General features: G+C 72.7%; 14 protein-coding genes. 8 read left to right on the top strand and 6 right to left on the bottom strand.

Annotation, left to right across the window (positions count from 1 at the left end; all coding sequences use genetic code 11):
- Positions 1 to 9: 9 nt before the first annotated feature.
- Entirely contained in the window at positions 10 to 402 is a 393-nt protein-coding gene (locus H9652_RS05335; protein WP_191795320.1) for a DUF2255 family protein, read from the top strand.
- A gap of 160 nt (positions 403 to 562) precedes the next feature.
- Positions 563 to 1,153, top strand: a complete 591-nt coding sequence (locus H9652_RS05330) for a DUF1349 domain-containing protein (protein ID WP_191795319.1) — start codon at positions 563 to 565, stop codon at positions 1,151 to 1,153.
- Positions 1,154 to 1,155: 2 nt separating this feature from the next.
- On the opposite strand, the gene H9652_RS05325 is transcribed toward H9652_RS05330, so the two are convergent.
- The 4 genes from H9652_RS05325 to H9652_RS05310 all read right to left on the bottom strand — a co-directional run bounded on the left by H9652_RS05325 (position 1,156) and on the right by H9652_RS05310 (position 4,676).
- Positions 1,156 to 1,749: a DinB family protein gene (locus tag H9652_RS05325; RefSeq protein WP_191795318.1), complete on the bottom strand. Its 594-nt coding sequence runs from the start codon at positions 1,747 to 1,749 to the stop codon at positions 1,156 to 1,158.
- 82 nt (positions 1,750 to 1,831) lie between these two features.
- Entirely contained in the window at positions 1,832 to 2,596 is a 765-nt protein-coding gene (locus tag H9652_RS05320) for a YggS family pyridoxal phosphate-dependent enzyme (protein WP_191795317.1), read from the bottom strand.
- Positions 2,593 to 3,342, bottom strand: coding sequence for a glutamine amidotransferase (locus tag H9652_RS05315; protein ID WP_191795316.1), 750 nt, complete (start codon positions 3,340 to 3,342; stop codon positions 2,593 to 2,595). Before H9652_RS05315 ends, H9652_RS05320 begins: the two co-directional genes overlap by 4 nt.
- Positions 3,339 to 4,676: an aminotransferase class I/II-fold pyridoxal phosphate-dependent enzyme gene (locus H9652_RS05310; RefSeq protein ID WP_191795315.1), complete on the bottom strand. Its 1,338-nt coding sequence runs from the start codon at positions 4,674 to 4,676 to the stop codon at positions 3,339 to 3,341. Before H9652_RS05310 ends, H9652_RS05315 begins: the two co-directional genes overlap by 4 nt.
- Before the next feature lie 402 nt (positions 4,677 to 5,078).
- Here H9652_RS05310 and nrdD point away from each other — a divergent pair, with 402 nt between their 5' ends.
- From nrdD to H9652_RS05295, 3 genes are all read left to right on the top strand, one after another.
- Complete coding sequence (gene nrdD / locus H9652_RS05305) at positions 5,079 to 7,343, top strand: anaerobic ribonucleoside-triphosphate reductase (RefSeq protein WP_191795314.1); 2,265 nt, start codon at positions 5,079 to 5,081, stop codon at positions 7,341 to 7,343.
- A 7-nt stretch (positions 7,344 to 7,350) separates the two neighbouring features.
- Positions 7,351 to 7,923, top strand: coding sequence for an anaerobic ribonucleoside-triphosphate reductase activating protein (gene nrdG / locus H9652_RS05300; RefSeq protein ID WP_191795313.1), 573 nt, complete (start codon positions 7,351 to 7,353; stop codon positions 7,921 to 7,923).
- 132 nt (positions 7,924 to 8,055) lie between these two features.
- Positions 8,056 to 9,648 (top strand): sialidase family protein, encoded by a 1,593-nt coding sequence (locus tag H9652_RS05295; RefSeq protein ID WP_191795312.1) that lies wholly within the window; start codon positions 8,056 to 8,058, stop codon positions 9,646 to 9,648.
- A gap of 41 nt (positions 9,649 to 9,689) precedes the next feature.
- Here the strand turns inward: H9652_RS05295 and H9652_RS05290 are convergent, their stop codons facing one another.
- Positions 9,690 to 10,370, bottom strand: a complete 681-nt coding sequence (locus H9652_RS05290) for a helix-turn-helix domain-containing protein (protein WP_191795311.1) — start codon at positions 10,368 to 10,370, stop codon at positions 9,690 to 9,692.
- A gap of 78 nt (positions 10,371 to 10,448) precedes the next feature.
- Here H9652_RS05290 and H9652_RS05285 point away from each other — a divergent pair, with 78 nt between their 5' ends.
- On the top strand, positions 10,449 to 11,867 hold the full coding sequence (locus tag H9652_RS05285) for an MFS transporter (protein ID WP_191795310.1): 1,419 nt from the start codon (positions 10,449 to 10,451) through the stop codon (positions 11,865 to 11,867).
- 88 nt (positions 11,868 to 11,955) lie between these two features.
- On the opposite strand, the gene H9652_RS05280 is transcribed toward H9652_RS05285, so the two are convergent.
- Entirely contained in the window at positions 11,956 to 12,642 is a 687-nt protein-coding gene (locus tag H9652_RS05280) for a DNA alkylation repair protein (protein ID WP_191795309.1), read from the bottom strand.
- A 282-nt stretch (positions 12,643 to 12,924) separates the two neighbouring features.
- On the opposite strand from H9652_RS05280, the gene H9652_RS05275 reads away from it, so the two are divergent.
- Positions 12,925 to 14,337: a hemolysin family protein gene (locus H9652_RS05275; RefSeq protein WP_225227745.1), complete on the top strand. Its 1,413-nt coding sequence runs from the start codon at positions 12,925 to 12,927 to the stop codon at positions 14,335 to 14,337.
- The gene (locus H9652_RS05270) at positions 14,334 to 15,347 is read left to right on the top strand and encodes a hemolysin family protein (RefSeq protein ID WP_191795308.1); all 1,014 of its coding nucleotides are present in this window, start codon (positions 14,334 to 14,336) and stop codon (positions 15,345 to 15,347) included. Before H9652_RS05275 ends, H9652_RS05270 begins: the two co-directional genes overlap by 4 nt.
- The last annotated feature ends 64 nt before the right edge of the window (positions 15,348 to 15,411 follow it).

Raw genomic sequence — 15,411 nt, 5'->3', positions numbered from 1 at the left:
GCGCGAGCCATGACCGCATCGACGACCACCTGGACCGACGACGAGCTGGAGCGGGTCGGCCGTGCCGAGGAGCTCCAGGTCTCTTCGCTGCGCGCCGACGGGAGCCTGCGGCCCTTCGTGACCATCTGGGTCGTGCGGGTGGGCGACGACGTCTACGTCCGGTCGGCCTACGGCCGGGAGAACGGCTGGTTCCGTCGCGCCCTGGCCGATCCGCGAGGCCGGGTCCGTGCGGGCGGGGTCGAGAAGGACGTCGTGTTCGTCGAGCCCGACGACTCGGTGCACCCGGCGGTCGACGCGGCCTACCACGCGAAGTACGACCGCTACGGGCCCGCGATCGTCGGCTCCGTGACCGGGGCGGCGGGCGCCGCGGCGACGTTCCGGCTGGACCCGCGCCCGTCCTGACGGACTGCTGAGGGCGCGCGCTCGCGCGACGGGAGCGACGGCATCCGACGACCGGGTCTGACCGCCCCGTCCGCCCCCGGGGCGTCGGCGCGCCCGACGGCGTCACGCGCCGCACGGGAGCGCTTCCACACTCGAGGACGAACGTGGGTAGGGTGTCGGCGTGACGAAGATCTCCCTCCCCCCGCTGCACTGGTTGTCCCACGAAGGCGCAGGTCAGGTCGCCGACGACGCCGTGACCCTGACGGCCCCCGCCGGCACCGACTGGACCAACGACGCCCTGGGCGCCCCGCCCCAGCACGCGGCCCCGGCGCTGGTGTTCGACGCACCGGCCGAGATCGCGCTGTCCGCCCGGGTCCGGGTGACGACCGAGCGCACGACGTTCGACGCGGGCGCCCTGGTCCTGTGGGCCGACGACGCGCACTGGGCCAAGCTCTGCTTCGAGCAGGCGCCGAACGGCCGGGCCATGGTCGTCTCGACCGTCACGAACGAGTACACCGACGACTGCAACTCCTGGGACGTCGACGAAGAGAGCGTGCACCTGCGGGTCGTGCGGACCGGCCCCGCCTGGGCGTTCCACGCCTCGCGCGACGGCGAGACCTGGGAGTTCGTCCGCCTCTTCCGCCTCTACTCCGAGCTTCCGGTCCGGGTGGGCTTCCTGGCACAGGCTCCCCTGGGAACGACGTGCACCGCGGTCTTCGACCGGATCGCGCTCGACGACACCGCGCCCGGCGACCTGCGCGACGGGAGCTGACCTCAGGGTTCGCGCACCGGGTACACCGCGGGGACCCCCGACGGGTCCTCACCGACCAGGCCGTCGATCGACTCACGGATCAGGTCGGCGTGCCCCACGTGCCGGGCGTACTCCTCGATCAGGTCGACCAGGACCCTGCGCAGGCTCGACCGTTCCCCGCCGTCCCCGACCTCGGGCTGCCAGACGAGACGGCGGTCGAGGCCGCCGTCCGCGAGCGCCTCGTCGATCGCCGCGCGTGAGCCGACGACGGCGGCGCGCCACAGGTCGTACAGGTCTCCCGGCGAGTCCTGCGCGGCCGAGGTCCACGGCCACTGCGGGTCGCGGTCCCAGTCGACCGTGTCCCAGGGTTCCCCGGGAGGGCGTCCGTGGAGCTTGGTCGAGAACCACAGCTCCTCGGTGAACGCGAGGTGCTTGAGGAGCCCGCCGAGCGTGATCGCCGACGCCGCGACGCGTACCGCGAGCCCGTCCGCGTCGAGACCGCCGACCTTCCAGGCGAACGTGGCTCGCTGGCGCTCGAGCGAACCGAGGAGCGTCGCGACCTCGTCGCCCGCGACGGGCGGCTCGATCAGGTCGTGGTCGTTCGTCGCCTCGTCCATGAGTCCTCCCGCGGGGGTGCCGACCGGTGGCCCCCACTGTAGGCAGGCCCTCGAGGCGTCCGCAGTGGGTGAGGTCGGTCCGTCAGGTGGGCCAGTAGGCCGAGTCCGGGACCGCACGCGGCCCGAAGACGGCCTGGCCGACACGGACGCACGTGGCTCCCTCCGCGATCGCGAGCTCGTAGTCACCGGACATGCCCATCGAGAGCTCGTCGAGCCCGACCCCGTCCGGCGCCGTGTCGCGGAGCCGGTCGCGGAGCGACCGCAGCCGGGCGAAGCACCCCCGGACGCGCTCGCGGTCCGTGGTGAGCTCGGCCAGGGTCATGAGTCCGCGGACCCTCAGGGCCGTGAACGTCGGCAGCGCCTGGACGAAGGCGGGCACCTCCTCGGGGGCGAGGCCGTACTTGCTGGGCTCGTCCGAGGTGTTGACCTGGACCAGGACGTCGAGGCCTCGCCCCAGCGTCTGGAGCCGCCGGTCGAGCGCCTGCGCGACACGGAGCGAGTCGAGGGCCTGGAACTCCGTGGCGAAGGCCGCGACGTCCTTGGCCTTGTTCGTCTGCAGGTGCCCGATGACCGCCCACTCGACGTCGAGGTCCGCGAGGTTCTCGGACTTCCGCCGGGCCTCCTGCACCTTGTTCTCGCCCAGGCGGACGAGCCCCGCGGCGACGGCCTGGCGGATCCGGTCCTCGGGCACGGTCTTGCTGACCGCCAGCAGCCGTACGGTGGCCGGGTTGCGTCCGGCCTCTGCGGCGGCGGCCACGATCCGGGAGCGCACGGCGTCCAGCGCTCTGGTGAAGTCCGTGACGGTGCGTGCCGTCCGGTAGGGCTGGTCGAGCGGTCGGGCGGTCACGGGTGCTCCCACGGGTCGGAGTCGGTCGGGGCGGGGTTCTCCAGGAGCAGCGTGCTCTGCGCGACCCAGACGTCGAGGACGCGCCTGGCCACGTCCGCGAGGGCCGGTCCGTGCTCGACGGCCTGCGCACGGATCCGGCGAGGATCGATCCCGGCGCCCGCGAGCTCGTGGGCGTGACCCACGAGCCAGCTCTCGATCCGGGTGTGGTCCGCCTCGAGGTGGAACTGCAGCCCGAGCACGGCCGGGCCCGACGAGAACGCCTGGTGCGGGAATCCGGGCGTCTCGGCGAGGCGCACTGCACCCGGGGGAATCTCGAACTGGTCCCCGTGCCAGTGCAGGACGGGCACGCCGTCGAGGGGGGCGAGGACCGAGTCCCGACCAGCCTCGGTGAGGGTCAGCGGGCCGTAGCCGATCTCCTGGCGGCCCGTCGCGGAGACGGCGGCACCGAGCGCATGGGCCACGAGCTGGGCACCGAGGCAGATGCCGAGCGTCGGCCGGCCCGCGCGCAGCCGACCCGCGATCGCCGCGAGCTCGGCGGCGAGGAACGGGTAGTGCTCGACGTCGCCGACGCCGACCGGGCCGCCCAGCACGATCAGGAGCTCGGGGCCCAGGAACGCCTCCGGGGTGATGGGGTCCGTGCCGGACTCCAGGTAGGTCACCTCGTAGCCGTGCGCGTCCAGGACCGCCGCCGCGAGCCCGAGGTCCTCGAAGGGGACGTGCCGGACCGCGAGCGCCCGCCGGGTCATGAGCCCGCCCCCGACGTGTCGTGGTGGCGGACGATCGCGGCCAGGTCGGTCGCGAGGGCGACGGCTTGCCGGGCGTCCGGGGTCGAGGTCGTGACGCGGATCGCGGGCGCGTGCCCCGTGCCGAGCGTGAAGTCGTCGCCCGCGCGGACGGCCCACCCGCGGTCCGCGAGGTCGTCCACGACACGCCGGGCGGAACCCTGCACGGGCAACGGCACCCACAGGTTGAGGCCGTCCCCGCGTCCCGGGACGGGGATGCCGCGCTCCGTGAGCGCTGCGGCGAGCCGCTCGCTCCGGCGGGCGTACGTGGCGCGGGCGCGGTCCAGGAGGACGTCCGTGCCGGGGTCGGCGAGCACGTGCGCGACGACGCGCTGGAGGACGTGGCTGACCCACGTGGTGGACGAGCTGAGCCGGGTCTCGAGCCGTGCGGCGGTCGTGGCGTCGGCCAGCACGAAGGCCACGCGCAGGTCCGGTCCGAGGAACTTCGACACGGACCGCACGAGCGCCCACCGGGGCGCCCCGCGCGGGGTGATCCGCAGGTAGGGCCGGGTGGACACCGCCGAGAAGTGGTCGTCCTCGACGACGAGCACGTCCGGGTGCTCCGCCAGCACGTCACGCAGCGCAGCGGCACGCCGGGGCGTCAGGCTCACCCCGGTGGGGTTGTGCGCGCGGGGCGTGCACACCACGGCTCGCGCGCCCGACGTGAGCGCGTCACGCAGGCCGGCGACGCTCATGCCCTCGTCGTCGACCGGGACAGGGGCACCGCGGTACCCGCCGAGCCGGAGCGTGCCGATGCTCGACAGGAAGCACGGGTCCTCGACCGCGACATGGTCGCCGCGCGTGAGGTGCGCGGCGAGCAGGCGCTCGACCGCGTCGACGGCCCCGTGCGCGAGGACGACGCGGTGCTCGCGGTCGACGTCCGGTGCGAGGTGTTCCCGCGCCCACCGTGCGAGATCGGCGTCGACCGAGGCGCCACCGTACAGCCGGGGGGTGTAGCCGCCGGCGAGAGCACCCGTCAGGTCTGGGAGGAGCGACGGGTCGGGGTTCCCGCTCGAGAGGTCCACGAGCCCGACGGGCGTCCGACCCTCGCCGTCGAGGACGGGAACCCCGAGCACGACCGTGCCCCCGCGCCGCCGGCTCTGGACGACCCCGGCGGCCGCCAGCTGGGCATACGCGGCGGCCACCGTGTTCCGGTTGAGGCCCAACCGTCCCGCGAGGTCGCGGATGGGCGGCAGCGACTCCCCGGCCGACAGCGCTCCCGTGTCCACGAGTGCGCGGACGGACGAGACGACCTCGTCCGCGCTCGCACCGTAGATCCGGTCGATCAGGTCGATCATGGCCACGCCACCTCCCCTGTCCCGGCGTCCACATCGAGCGGAGCACCTCACCAACATATGTCCTAGGACATATGTTTGCCCATTTCTGCGCGAGACGCCCCGGCCACACGCCCCAGCACCGCACCCGGCCCGCTCGCTCGCCCGCCCGCTCGCTCGCTCGCGACGGACCGTCGCGACCGGTCACCTCCCCCCGAGGGCGAGCCACCGACCCGCCGTTCCCCAAGGTCCCCCGAACGGGTGACCAACGTCCCGACCTCAGGGAGGAAGGTCCCGGCGCGCCCGAGATTGGCCACTACATGTGGGCTCTGACGGGTGTAATTGCTACTACATCTAGTCTTCATCGACGCTCCGGGCTGCCCGTCCAGGCAGGCCCCGAGCGTCACACAGAGAGGTTGTGGTCACATGGGCCTGGTCGGGATCGAGCAGGGCGAGGACGTCACGTCGGGGTCGACGAGCGGCCTCACGGTGCTCAAGCGTGACGGTCGAGCGCTCGCGTTCGACGACTCCCGGATCCGCGCCGCGCTCAGGAAGGCCTACGAGGAGGTCCACGGGGCAGCGACGCCGTTCCACGAGCGCGCTCTCGACGCGGTGCTCGACCGGGTGGTCGCGGAGATCTCGGTGCGCTTCGCGGGCGTCGTGCAGATCTACGAGATCCAGGCCGTGGTCGAGCACGAGCTGCTCGAGTCGCGCGAGTACGAGGTGGCGCGCGCCTACATCGACTACCGCGTCCAGCGGGACTTCGCGCGCAGCCGGTCGACCGACCTCAACCACTCGATCGTGGGTCTGATCAGCAAGGACTCGGCGGTCGTCAACGAGAACGCCAACAAGGACTCGGACGTCTTCAACACCCAGCGCGACCTGACGGCCGGCGCGGTCGGCAAGGCGATCGGTCTACGCATGCTGCCCCCGCACGTCGCGAACGCCCACCAGAAGGGCGACATCCACTACCACGACCTCGACTACCACCCGTACGCGCCCATGACGAACTGCTGCCTGATCGACTTCCGGACGATGCTGTCCGAGGGGTTCCGCATCGGCAACGCGCAGGTCGAGCCGCCCCGCTCGATCCAGACCGCGGCCGCGCAGATCACGCAGATCATCGCGAACGTCGCCTCGAGCCAGTACGGCGGCTGCTCGGTCAACCGGATCGACGAGCTCCTGGCTCCGTACGCCGAGCTCAACTACGCCAAGCACCTGGTCGAGGCCGAGCACTGGCTCCCCGACACCTCGACGCACGACGCGTACGCGCGGGCCAAGACGGCCAAGGACATCTACGACGCGATGCAGAGCCTCGAGTACGAGATCAACACGCTGTTCACGTCCAACGGGCAGACGCCGTTCACGTCGGTCGGCTTCGGGTTGGGGACGGGGTGGCTCGAACGCGAGATCCAGCGCGCGATCCTGCAGATCCGCATCAAGGGCCTGGGCGCGGAGGGCCGCACCGCGATCTTCCCCAAGCTCATCTACACCCTGCGCCGCGGGGTCAACCTCGAGCCGGGCGACGAGAACTACGACATCAAGGAGCTCGCCGTGGAGTGCGCGACCAAGCGCATGTACCCCGACGTGCTGAGCTACGACAAGATCGTCGAGCTCACGGGCAGCTTCAAGATGCCCATGGGCTGCCGCTCGTTCCTCCAGGGCTGGTCGGACCAGGAGGGCAACGACGTCGTGGAAGGCCGCATGAACCTGGGCGTCGTGACGCTCAACCTGCCCCGCATCGCCCTGGAGGCCCAGGGCAGCCAGGAGGCGTTCTGGGACATCCTGGCGGAGCGGCTCGTGACCGTGCGCGACGCGCTCGTCTACCGCGTCGAGCGCTGCAAGGAAGCCGTCCCTGGCAACGCCCCGATCCTGTACGTGCACGGCGCGTTCGGCGAGCGCCTGGCCCCGGACGACGACGTCGACCAGCTCTTCCGCGACGGGCGCGCGACCGTCTCGCTCGGGTACATCGGGCTGTACGAGGTCGCGGCCGCGTTCTTCGGCGGCGCCTGGGAGGCCGACCCCGAGGCGAAGGAGATGACGCTGCGCGTGCTGCGGACCCTCAAGGAGCACACGTCCGCCTGGACGGCCGAGCACGGCTACCAGTTCAGCGTCTACTCGACGCCGAGCGAGAGCCTCACGGACCGGTTCGCGCGGCTCGACCGGGAGAAGTTCGGGGTGGTGGCCGACATCACCGACAAGGAGTACTACACGAACAGCTTCCACTACGACGTGCGCAAGGACCCGACGCCGTTCGAGAAGCTCGACTTCGAGATGGACTACCCGCAGTACGCCTCGGGCGGGTTCATCCACTACTGCGAGTACCCGGTGCTCCAGCAGAACCCGAAGGCGCTCGAGGCCGTGTGGGACTACGCCTACGACCGGGTGGGGTACCTCGGTACGAACACCCCGATCGACCGGTGCTACGCGTGCGGGTACGCGGGCGACTTCACCCCGACGGCGCGCGGCTTCGCGTGCCCGGGCTGCGGCAACACGGACCCGCGCACGTGCGACGTCGTCAAGCGCACGTGCGGGTACCTCGGCAACCCGCAGCAGCGCCCCATGGTGCACGGGCGGCACGTCGAGATCTCCTCGCGCGTCAAGCACATGGCGGGGGCCGTGAGCCTGGGTGCCCTCGACGAGCCCGGGTCCGCGAGCGCCGTGGTCGACGCCGGCCCAGCGGAAGCCTGAGGTCGTCGTGTCGCGGGACCCGCAGCCCGACTGGCTCGCGGAGCGTTTCAGCCAGGGGCACGTCGCGGACTACAAGCCGTTCGTGTTCGTCGACGGCGAGGGCGTGCGCTGCAGCCTGTACGTGAGCGGGTGCCTGTTCGCGTGCGAGGGCTGCTTCAACGAGGCGACGTGGAGCTTTCGCTACGGGTCCCCGTACACCGACGAGCTCGAGGAGCGGATCCTCGCGGACCTCGCGCACGAGTCCGTGCAGGGCCTGTCCCTGCTCGGCGGCGAGCCGTTCCTCAACACGGGCGTGTGCCTGCGCCTCGTGCGGCGCCTGCGCGCGCAGCACGGACGGGGCAAGGACGTGTGGTGCTGGACCGGCTACACGTTCGAGGAGCTCCGCGCGGGGTCGGGCGACAAGCAGGAGCTCCTCGCCGAGCTCGACGTCCTGGTCGACGGCCGGTTCGAGATGGCGCACCGGGACCTCACGCTGCCGTTCCGCGGGAGCACGAACCAGCGTGTCCTGTCGGTCCGGGCCTCGCTCGCCGCGGGTCGCGCGGTCCCGTGGACGGCGGCGCGCGAGGCCCGGTCCGCCTGACCTGCCCGACGGCGGCGCGCACCCTTCGTACGAAGGTGCGCGCCGCCGTCGGGCACGGTCCGTGGGGCGGGCGCGCGGACTCGCCGCCCGACGGAGCTTGGCCCGGGGCACGGGCCGGGGTACATCTAGGGGATGCGCACGAACCCCCACGAACTCACCCACCAGGTGCTCGCCGCCCGCGGCGTCGGCGGGCACCGCCAGTACCGCATCCCCGCCCTGGCCGTCTCGACGCGCGGCACGGTCCTCGCGGCGTACGACGGACGCCCCAACCTCGACGACCTGCCGAACACGATCGACCTCCTGGTCCGGCGCAGCCTCGACCACGGCCGCACGTGGGGCCCGCAGCAGGACGTGCGGGTCGGCACGGGGCTCCAGGGGTTCGGCGACCCGAGCCTGCTCGTCGACCGCGTCACCGGGCGCATCTTCTGCTTCCACGCCGCAGGGACCCACGCGGGGTTCTTCGAGGCGGTCGAGGGGCTCGAGCCCGAGGACGACGTCCAGCACGTCGACCTGTCGTTCTCCGACGACGACGGCCTCACCTGGACCCACCGGCGCGTGACGGCCTCGCTCAAGCCGCAGGGCGTCACGGGCCTCTTCGCCGCGGCGGGCGCCGGGATCCAGCTCGAGACCGGCCCGTACGCCGGGCGGCTGGTCCAGCAGATGGTCCTGCTCCTGGGCGGGGAGATCCGCGCGGCGTCGGCGTACTCCGACGACCACGGCGACACCTGGACGCTCGGCGAGCCCACGGGGCCCGGGGCGAACGAGAACAAGGTCGTCGAGCTGAGCGGCGGCCGCGTGCTCCTGAGCTCTCGCGCCAAGGGCTGCCGGGTGCAGGCCGTCTCGACCGACGGCGGCCACTCCTACGGGCCGCTGACACCCGTGCCGGACCTGCCCGACCCGAGCGACAACGGCAGCATCCTGCGGCTCGGGCCCGCGACCGACGCAGCCGCTCCCCTGCTCGTGACCAACAACCGCGACGCCGACCTGCGCCGCAACACCGTGCTCAGCGTCTCGCACGACGAGGGCACGACGTGGCGGCCCGCGATCACGGTCTGCGCGGGCTCGAGCGCCTACTCGACGGCGGCAGTGCTCGCCGACGGGTCGCTCGGCGTGCTCTACGAGCGTGACGGGTACAGCGAGATCGCGTTCGCCCGCGTCGAGGCCGACGCCCTCTCCTCCGCGGCTCTCGCCGAGGCCGCTCGGACCTACCAGGACGACGACGGCGGGGCCTTCACCATGGTGCTCCGCTCGATCACCCCGGGTCGTCCCGCCCGGTGGGTCACCGTGGGCGCGTCGCACGTCATCTCGTCCGAGGGCGGCGAGTGGGGCGTGCACACCTGGAAGGAGATCGGGCAGGGGTACGACGGCGACCAGGTCCTCGGCACGCGCGAGGCGCAGGACGTCAACTACGGTCCGGCCGCGCCCGGGCTGCGCGCGGGCGACATCCTCGCGTTCACCGGACGCTTCCGGCACCGTGGCACGGAGCCGGTCACGGCCGCGCTGAGCGGCAGCTTCGACGGCGACGTGGCGGCCGAGCTCCCTGCCCTGCGCCTCGCGCCCGGCGAGGACGCCCTGTACTTCACACCGACGTACACCGTGACGCCGGAGGACGTGGCCGCCGGCTTCGCGGTCGTCACGTGCGCGGTCCAGGCCGGGCCGGAGCGGTTCGAGCGGGCGTTCCGCGCGGACACCGTGACCGGGGAGGTCGTGCCGGTCGCGCAGTGACCGGCAGGCCCCGGGGCACGGGCGGGCCCCGGGGGTGCAGGTCAGGGCGTGGCGCCGACTGTGCCCGCGGACATGGTGTCCGACCCGGGACCGGGCGTGTCGATGACGGTCGTCGCGTCCTCACCGCCGACCGCGTCGTCGGGCGTGAGGTCGGTGCGGGTGTGTGCCCGTTCGCCCTGCGGTCCGAACAGGCTGAGCACCTCGGCGCCCTCTTGGCCCGTGCTGCCGAACCAGTGGGGCGTGCGGGTGTCGAACTCGGCGACCTCCCCGGCGTCGAGCACGATGTCCCGGTCCCCCACGACGAGCCGCAGCCGGCCCGTGAGCACGTACAGCCACTCGTAGCCCTCGTGCGTCGTGAGCACGGGCTCGGCGGCCTTGCGCGGGACGAGGATCTTCCAGGCGTGCTGGCTCGCGGGCTGCCGGGTCAGGGGCACGACGACCCGGCCGTTGACCCTCCGCGGTGTGAGCCGGATACGGGGGTCGCCCGTCTCCGGGGCGCGCACGAGCTCGTCGAGCGGCACCCGGTAGGCATGGGCAAGGAGAAGGAGGAGCTCGAGGCTGGGCTTGCGGCTCCCGGTCTCGAGACGCGACAGCGTGCTCTTGGATATCCCGGTCGTGCCCGCGAGCGCCGCGAGGGTGATCCCGCGTCGCCGTCGGAGGGCGCCGAGCCGTGGCCCGACCTGGTCGAGTGCGCGTCCGATCGCCGCCGTGGGGTCGTCCATCGGTCCATCTCACCATCCTGTCCCAGTTCTGGCAACGAGCGTTGCCGGGAACGGGTCAGTGCGGGCAGCCTCGTCAGCATGAACCTCTCCCCGCACGCACCACGCTCCCGGACGAGGCTCGTGGCAGCGCTCGCGCTCGCCACGCTCCTGGCCTCGCTCGGCACGAGCATCGCGAACGTCGCACTGCCCACGCTCGCGCACGAGCTCGGGGCGCCCTTCGGCCAGGTGCAGTGGGTCGTCCTGTCGTACCTGCTGGCCATGACCGTGACCGCAGTCGCCGTGGGGAGGCTCGGTGACACCCTCGGACGACAGCGGGTGCTCCTTGCCGGCCTCGGCGTGTTCACGGTCGCGACGCTCGCCTGCGCCCTGGCGCCCAGCCTGGCGGTGCTCGTCGCGGCCCGCTCCCTGCAAGGTGTCGGCGCCGCCGTCATGATCGCGCTCCCCCTCGCGCTCGTGCGCGACGTCGTGCCCGAGGCGCACACCGGAGCTGCCATGGGGCTGCTGGGAACCACCTCTGCGGCAGGGACCGCGCTGGGTCCCGCCGGGGGCGGGCTGCTGATCGCGACGTCCGGCTGGCAGGCGGGCTTCGTGGCCATGCTGCCGCTCGCGAGCGTCGCCCTCGTGCTGACCTGGCGCGGCCTCGGCGACGCACCTGCCCCGGTCCGGTCTGGCGCGCGGTTCGACGTCGCGGGCGCCGTGGTGCTCACGGGCGCCCTGGTGGTGGGCGCCCTCGCGATGACTCCCGGCGCCGTCCCGCAGGTCGGCGCCGGGCCCCTGCTCGCGGGCGCGGCGGTCCTCGTCGTGCTCCTGGTCGTGGTCGAGCGCAGGTCTGCTGCACCGCTCGTGCCGTGGGAGCTCCTGCGCGCCCGCGCCCTGAGCGGTGGCCTGCTCATGAACCTGCTCGTCGCGACCGTGATGATGAGCACCCTGGTCGTGGGTCCCTTCTACCTCGCGGGTGGGCTGGGACTGGACGAGGCGGCGATCGGCCTCACCCTCGCCGTCGGGCCGGTCGTCTCGGCCCTGACCGGGGTCGTCGCCGGGAAGGTCGTCGACCGCGCGGGCGCGGGCGCGATGACGACCGCCGCTCTCCTGACCATGACGGCCGGGGCCGTCCTGCTCGTGGCGCTCCCTCACGCCTGGGGCCTGCCCGGTTACGTGCTCGCGCTCGTGGTCCTGACTCCGGGCTACCAGCTCTTCCTGGCCGCGAACAACACGGCCGTCATGACGACGGCCGACGGGCGCCGCCGTGGGACCGTCTCGGGCGTCCTGAGCCTCTCGCGCAACCTCGGCCTCATCGCGGGCGCCTCGGTCATGGGTGCCGTGTTCGCGACCGCGACCGGGTCGGTCTCCGTCCACGACGCCACGGCGGCCTCGAGCGCGGCAGGGATGCGGGCGACCTTCCTCGTCGCGACCGCCCTCCTGGCCCTCGCAGCCGTGGTCTCGCTCGCGGTGCGCAGGCGTGCCGACCGACCCGTCAGCCCTGCCGGGGTGTCGTGAGACCCGTCTCGCACGTGGCGGCCGCGGGCGTCGGCCCGTGCGACCTCCCCGAGGCGACGTGCCGCCGTCGGGCCGGGGGTGGGATCCGCTACGCCATCGCCTGGCGGCGGACGATCTCCGCGATCCACGTCGGCGCGAACGGCGACGTGCAGCCCGGGGGCGTCGGGTAGTCCTTGAGGACCTCGAGCCGCTCGCCGATCTCGACCGCACGGGCGCGGAGCGCGGGATGGTGGATGCCGATGTTCGCGAGGCACTCGTTCATGGCCCACTGGAGGCGCTCGGGAGCGTCCTTCATGTCGGCCTCGACGCGGTCGAGGAGCCCGGGCAGGTCGAGGCCCTCGGGGGACTTCGCGACCCGGTCGGTCGTCAGGGCCCAGCCGGCGCTCGCGACGACCGGGTCGGGGTCCGCGAACCATGCGGTGCGCAGCTCCTCGACGTGCGGGCTCTTCTTGACGACGTAGCTGACGAGCCACCCGTGCACCTTGGGGACGCGCGCGTCACGCAGCATGGCGTCGAGCTCGTCGGCCGACCAGGCCTTGGGGCGGCAGATCAGGATCGCGACGAGGCGCGCCGCGGTGTCGCCCGTCTCCCAGAGCTGCCCCGCGAGCTCGTGCTGGGTCCTGAGCGACTTCGCGACCGCGCGCAGCCTGGTGAGTTTGACGCCGTGGTCGTCCCCGTGGCGCTCGTTGACCGCACGGATCTTCGGGTCCTCCAGGGCGGCCAGCTCGGTCAGCACGTCGCTGACGGTCGCCTCGGTCACGGCAGTCGTCGCCACGTAGGCCTCCTCGGTCTGGTCGGTCTGGTCGGTCTGGTCGTCGGGCGTCGCTCACACCCTACGTCGCCGGTCCCGTGCGCCGCGGCGATCCCCGCGGCCGTCCTCCTGGTGGAATCACGGGCCGGACGCTGCGAGAATCGGTGCGGGATTCCGGGAACGCACGGGCGCGCTTCCGCGTTGACCTGTCGGAATCCACCCGCGATCTGAGAGAGACATGGACGCAGACAGTACGAACCCCCTTGTGCCGGCCACCGATGCTGCGACGAGGGGGTGCAGGTTCTGATGTGGGTGTTGACACTGCTGCTCGGCGTCGTCGTGATCGTCGCGATCACGGCCGTGACCGGCTACTTCGTCGCCCAGGAGTTCGCGTACATGGCCGTGGACCGGTCGCGCCTGAGCGCGCGCGCCGGCACGGGGGACGCCGGTGCCAAGCGCGCCCTGGCCGTCACCAAGCGCACGTCCTTCATGCTCTCGGGCGCCCAGCTCGGCATCACCGTGACGGGGCTGCTGGTCGGCTACGTCGCCGAGCCGCTCGTCGGTGAGTCCCTGGGCACGGCCCTGGGCGGGGTCGGTGTGCCGACCGGCGTCGGCATCGCCGTGGGCACCGTCCTGGCGCTCGTGTTCTCGACGTTCGTCCAGATGATCTTCGGCGAGCTGTTCCCCAAGAACCTCGCGATCGCACGGCCCGAGCCGGTCGCCCTGTGGCTCGCCCGCTCGACGACCATCTACCTGGCCGTGTTCGGCTGGCTCATCAAGGTCTTCGACCAGGCCTCGAACCTCTTGCTCAAGGCGCTGCGGATCGAGCCCGTGCACGACGTCGAGCACTCGGCGACGGCCCGCGACCTCGAGCACATCGTCGCGGACTCGCGCCAGAGCGGCGACCTGCCGGGCGAGCTCTCGGTGCTCCTCGACCGCATCCTCGACTTCCCCGAGCGTGACGTCGAGCACGCGATGATCCCCCGCGCCCACGTGGACGTCGTGCACGTCGACGACACCCTGGGAGAGGTGCGGGCGCGGATGGCGGCCGGCCACTCGCGCTACCCGGTGCTGGCCGACGACGACCAGGTCGTCGGCGTCGTCCACCTCGTCGACGTCCTGACGACGACGCACGGCGACGACGTCCGGGCCCAGGACTTCATGCGCCCCGTCGTCGTGATCCCGACCGCGATGAGCCTGCCCGACGCCCTGCGCGAGCTCACCGAGACGCACAACCAGCTCGCGTGCGTGATCGACGAGTACGGCGGGTTCGCGGGCGTCCTGACGGCCGAGGACCTGGCCGAGGAGCTCGTCGGGGAGATCACCGACGAGCACGACCCCGCGACACCGACCATCGCCCCGCGCGACGACGACGGGATCTGGGTCATGCCCGGAGACACCCACATCGACGAGGTCGAGCGCGCGATCGGCCGCGACCTGCCGCGAGGTGACTACGAGACGATCGCCGGCCTCGTGATCGACCAGCACGGCTCGCTGCTCGAACCCGGTGAGGGCATCGTCGTCGAGCTTCCGCTCGACCCCGCCGACCTGGCCCTGGCGGCCGAGCCCGAGCCCGCCTGGATGCGCGTCGACGTGATCGAGGTCGAGCGCCACGTCCCGTCCCTGGTCCGCGTGACCTTCCCGACGGACGACCGGCCGGTCCCCGCACCCGACACCGCGCCCGCTGCTGCGCCCGAGACCGAGGAGGGCGACCGATGAGCAACCCCTGGGTCGTCGTGACCATCACCGTCGTCATCATCGCGCTCAGCGCGTTCTTCGTCGCCGTCGAGTTCGCGCTGCTCGCGGCCAAGCGGCACCGTCTGGAGGACGCCGCCCCGAACAGCCGTTCGGCCCGCGCCGCGCTGCGCAGCTCGACCGAGCTGACCGTGCTGCTCGCCGGGTCCCAGCTCGGCATCACGGCCTGCACCCTGGCCCTCGGCGCGATCACCAAGCCCGCCGTCCACCACTGGCTCACGCCCGCGTTCGAGGCGTGGGGCGCCCCGCTGTGGGTCGCCGACGCCGCCGGGTTCGTCCTCGCCCTGATCATCGTGACGTTCCTGCACCTGGTCGTCGGCGAGATGGCGCCCAAGTCGTGGGCCATCGCCCACCCCGAGACGTCCGCCACGCTGCTCGCGATCCCCATGCGCGGCTTCATGTGGCTGACCCGCCCCCTGCTGACGGGGCTCAACGACATGGCCAACTGGTGCCTCGTCAAGGTCGGCGTCGAGCCGACCGGCCAGGTCGCCTCGGGCCAGAGCGCCGACGACCTGCGCCACCTCGTCGAGCACTCGGCCAACGTCGGCGCCCTGGACCCGGCGTACTTCGCCCAGCTCTCCGGCGCCCTGGACCTGCAGACCCTCACCGTGGGCGACCTGCTCACCGGTCGGGGCCGGCCCACCATGGTCCCGCTGAGCGCCACGGTGCACGACGTGCAGGAGGCGACACGCACGTCAGGCCACCTGCGGATCCTGCTCGGCGACGACACCGCCATCTCGGGCGTCGTGCACGTGCGCGACACGCTCGACGTGGACGTCGACCGGCCCGCGGCGGACCTCATGCGGCCGCCGTTCACGCTCGAGCCGTCCGTGCCCGTCTACGCGGCCCTCGCGCAGATGCGCGAGACCCGCAACCACCTCGCGGTCGTGACCGACGGCGCCACGGTCGCCGGGGTCATCGCGCTGTCGGACGTCATGGCGCGCCTCTTCCCCCGGGAGGTCGCCGCGGCGTGACCTGTGCGGGCCGGTGATGCGCAGGCCTACCGACGACGGCGCCCCACCTGGTCGAAGGACCGGG

It is taken from the genome of Oerskovia rustica, from assembly GCF_014836555.1.
GTDB classification, from domain to species: Bacteria; Actinomycetota; Actinomycetes; order Actinomycetales; family Cellulomonadaceae; genus Oerskovia; species Oerskovia rustica.
Note: the sequence above shows the minus strand (reverse complement) of the source record. Positions and strands in the feature narration are given on the sequence as shown.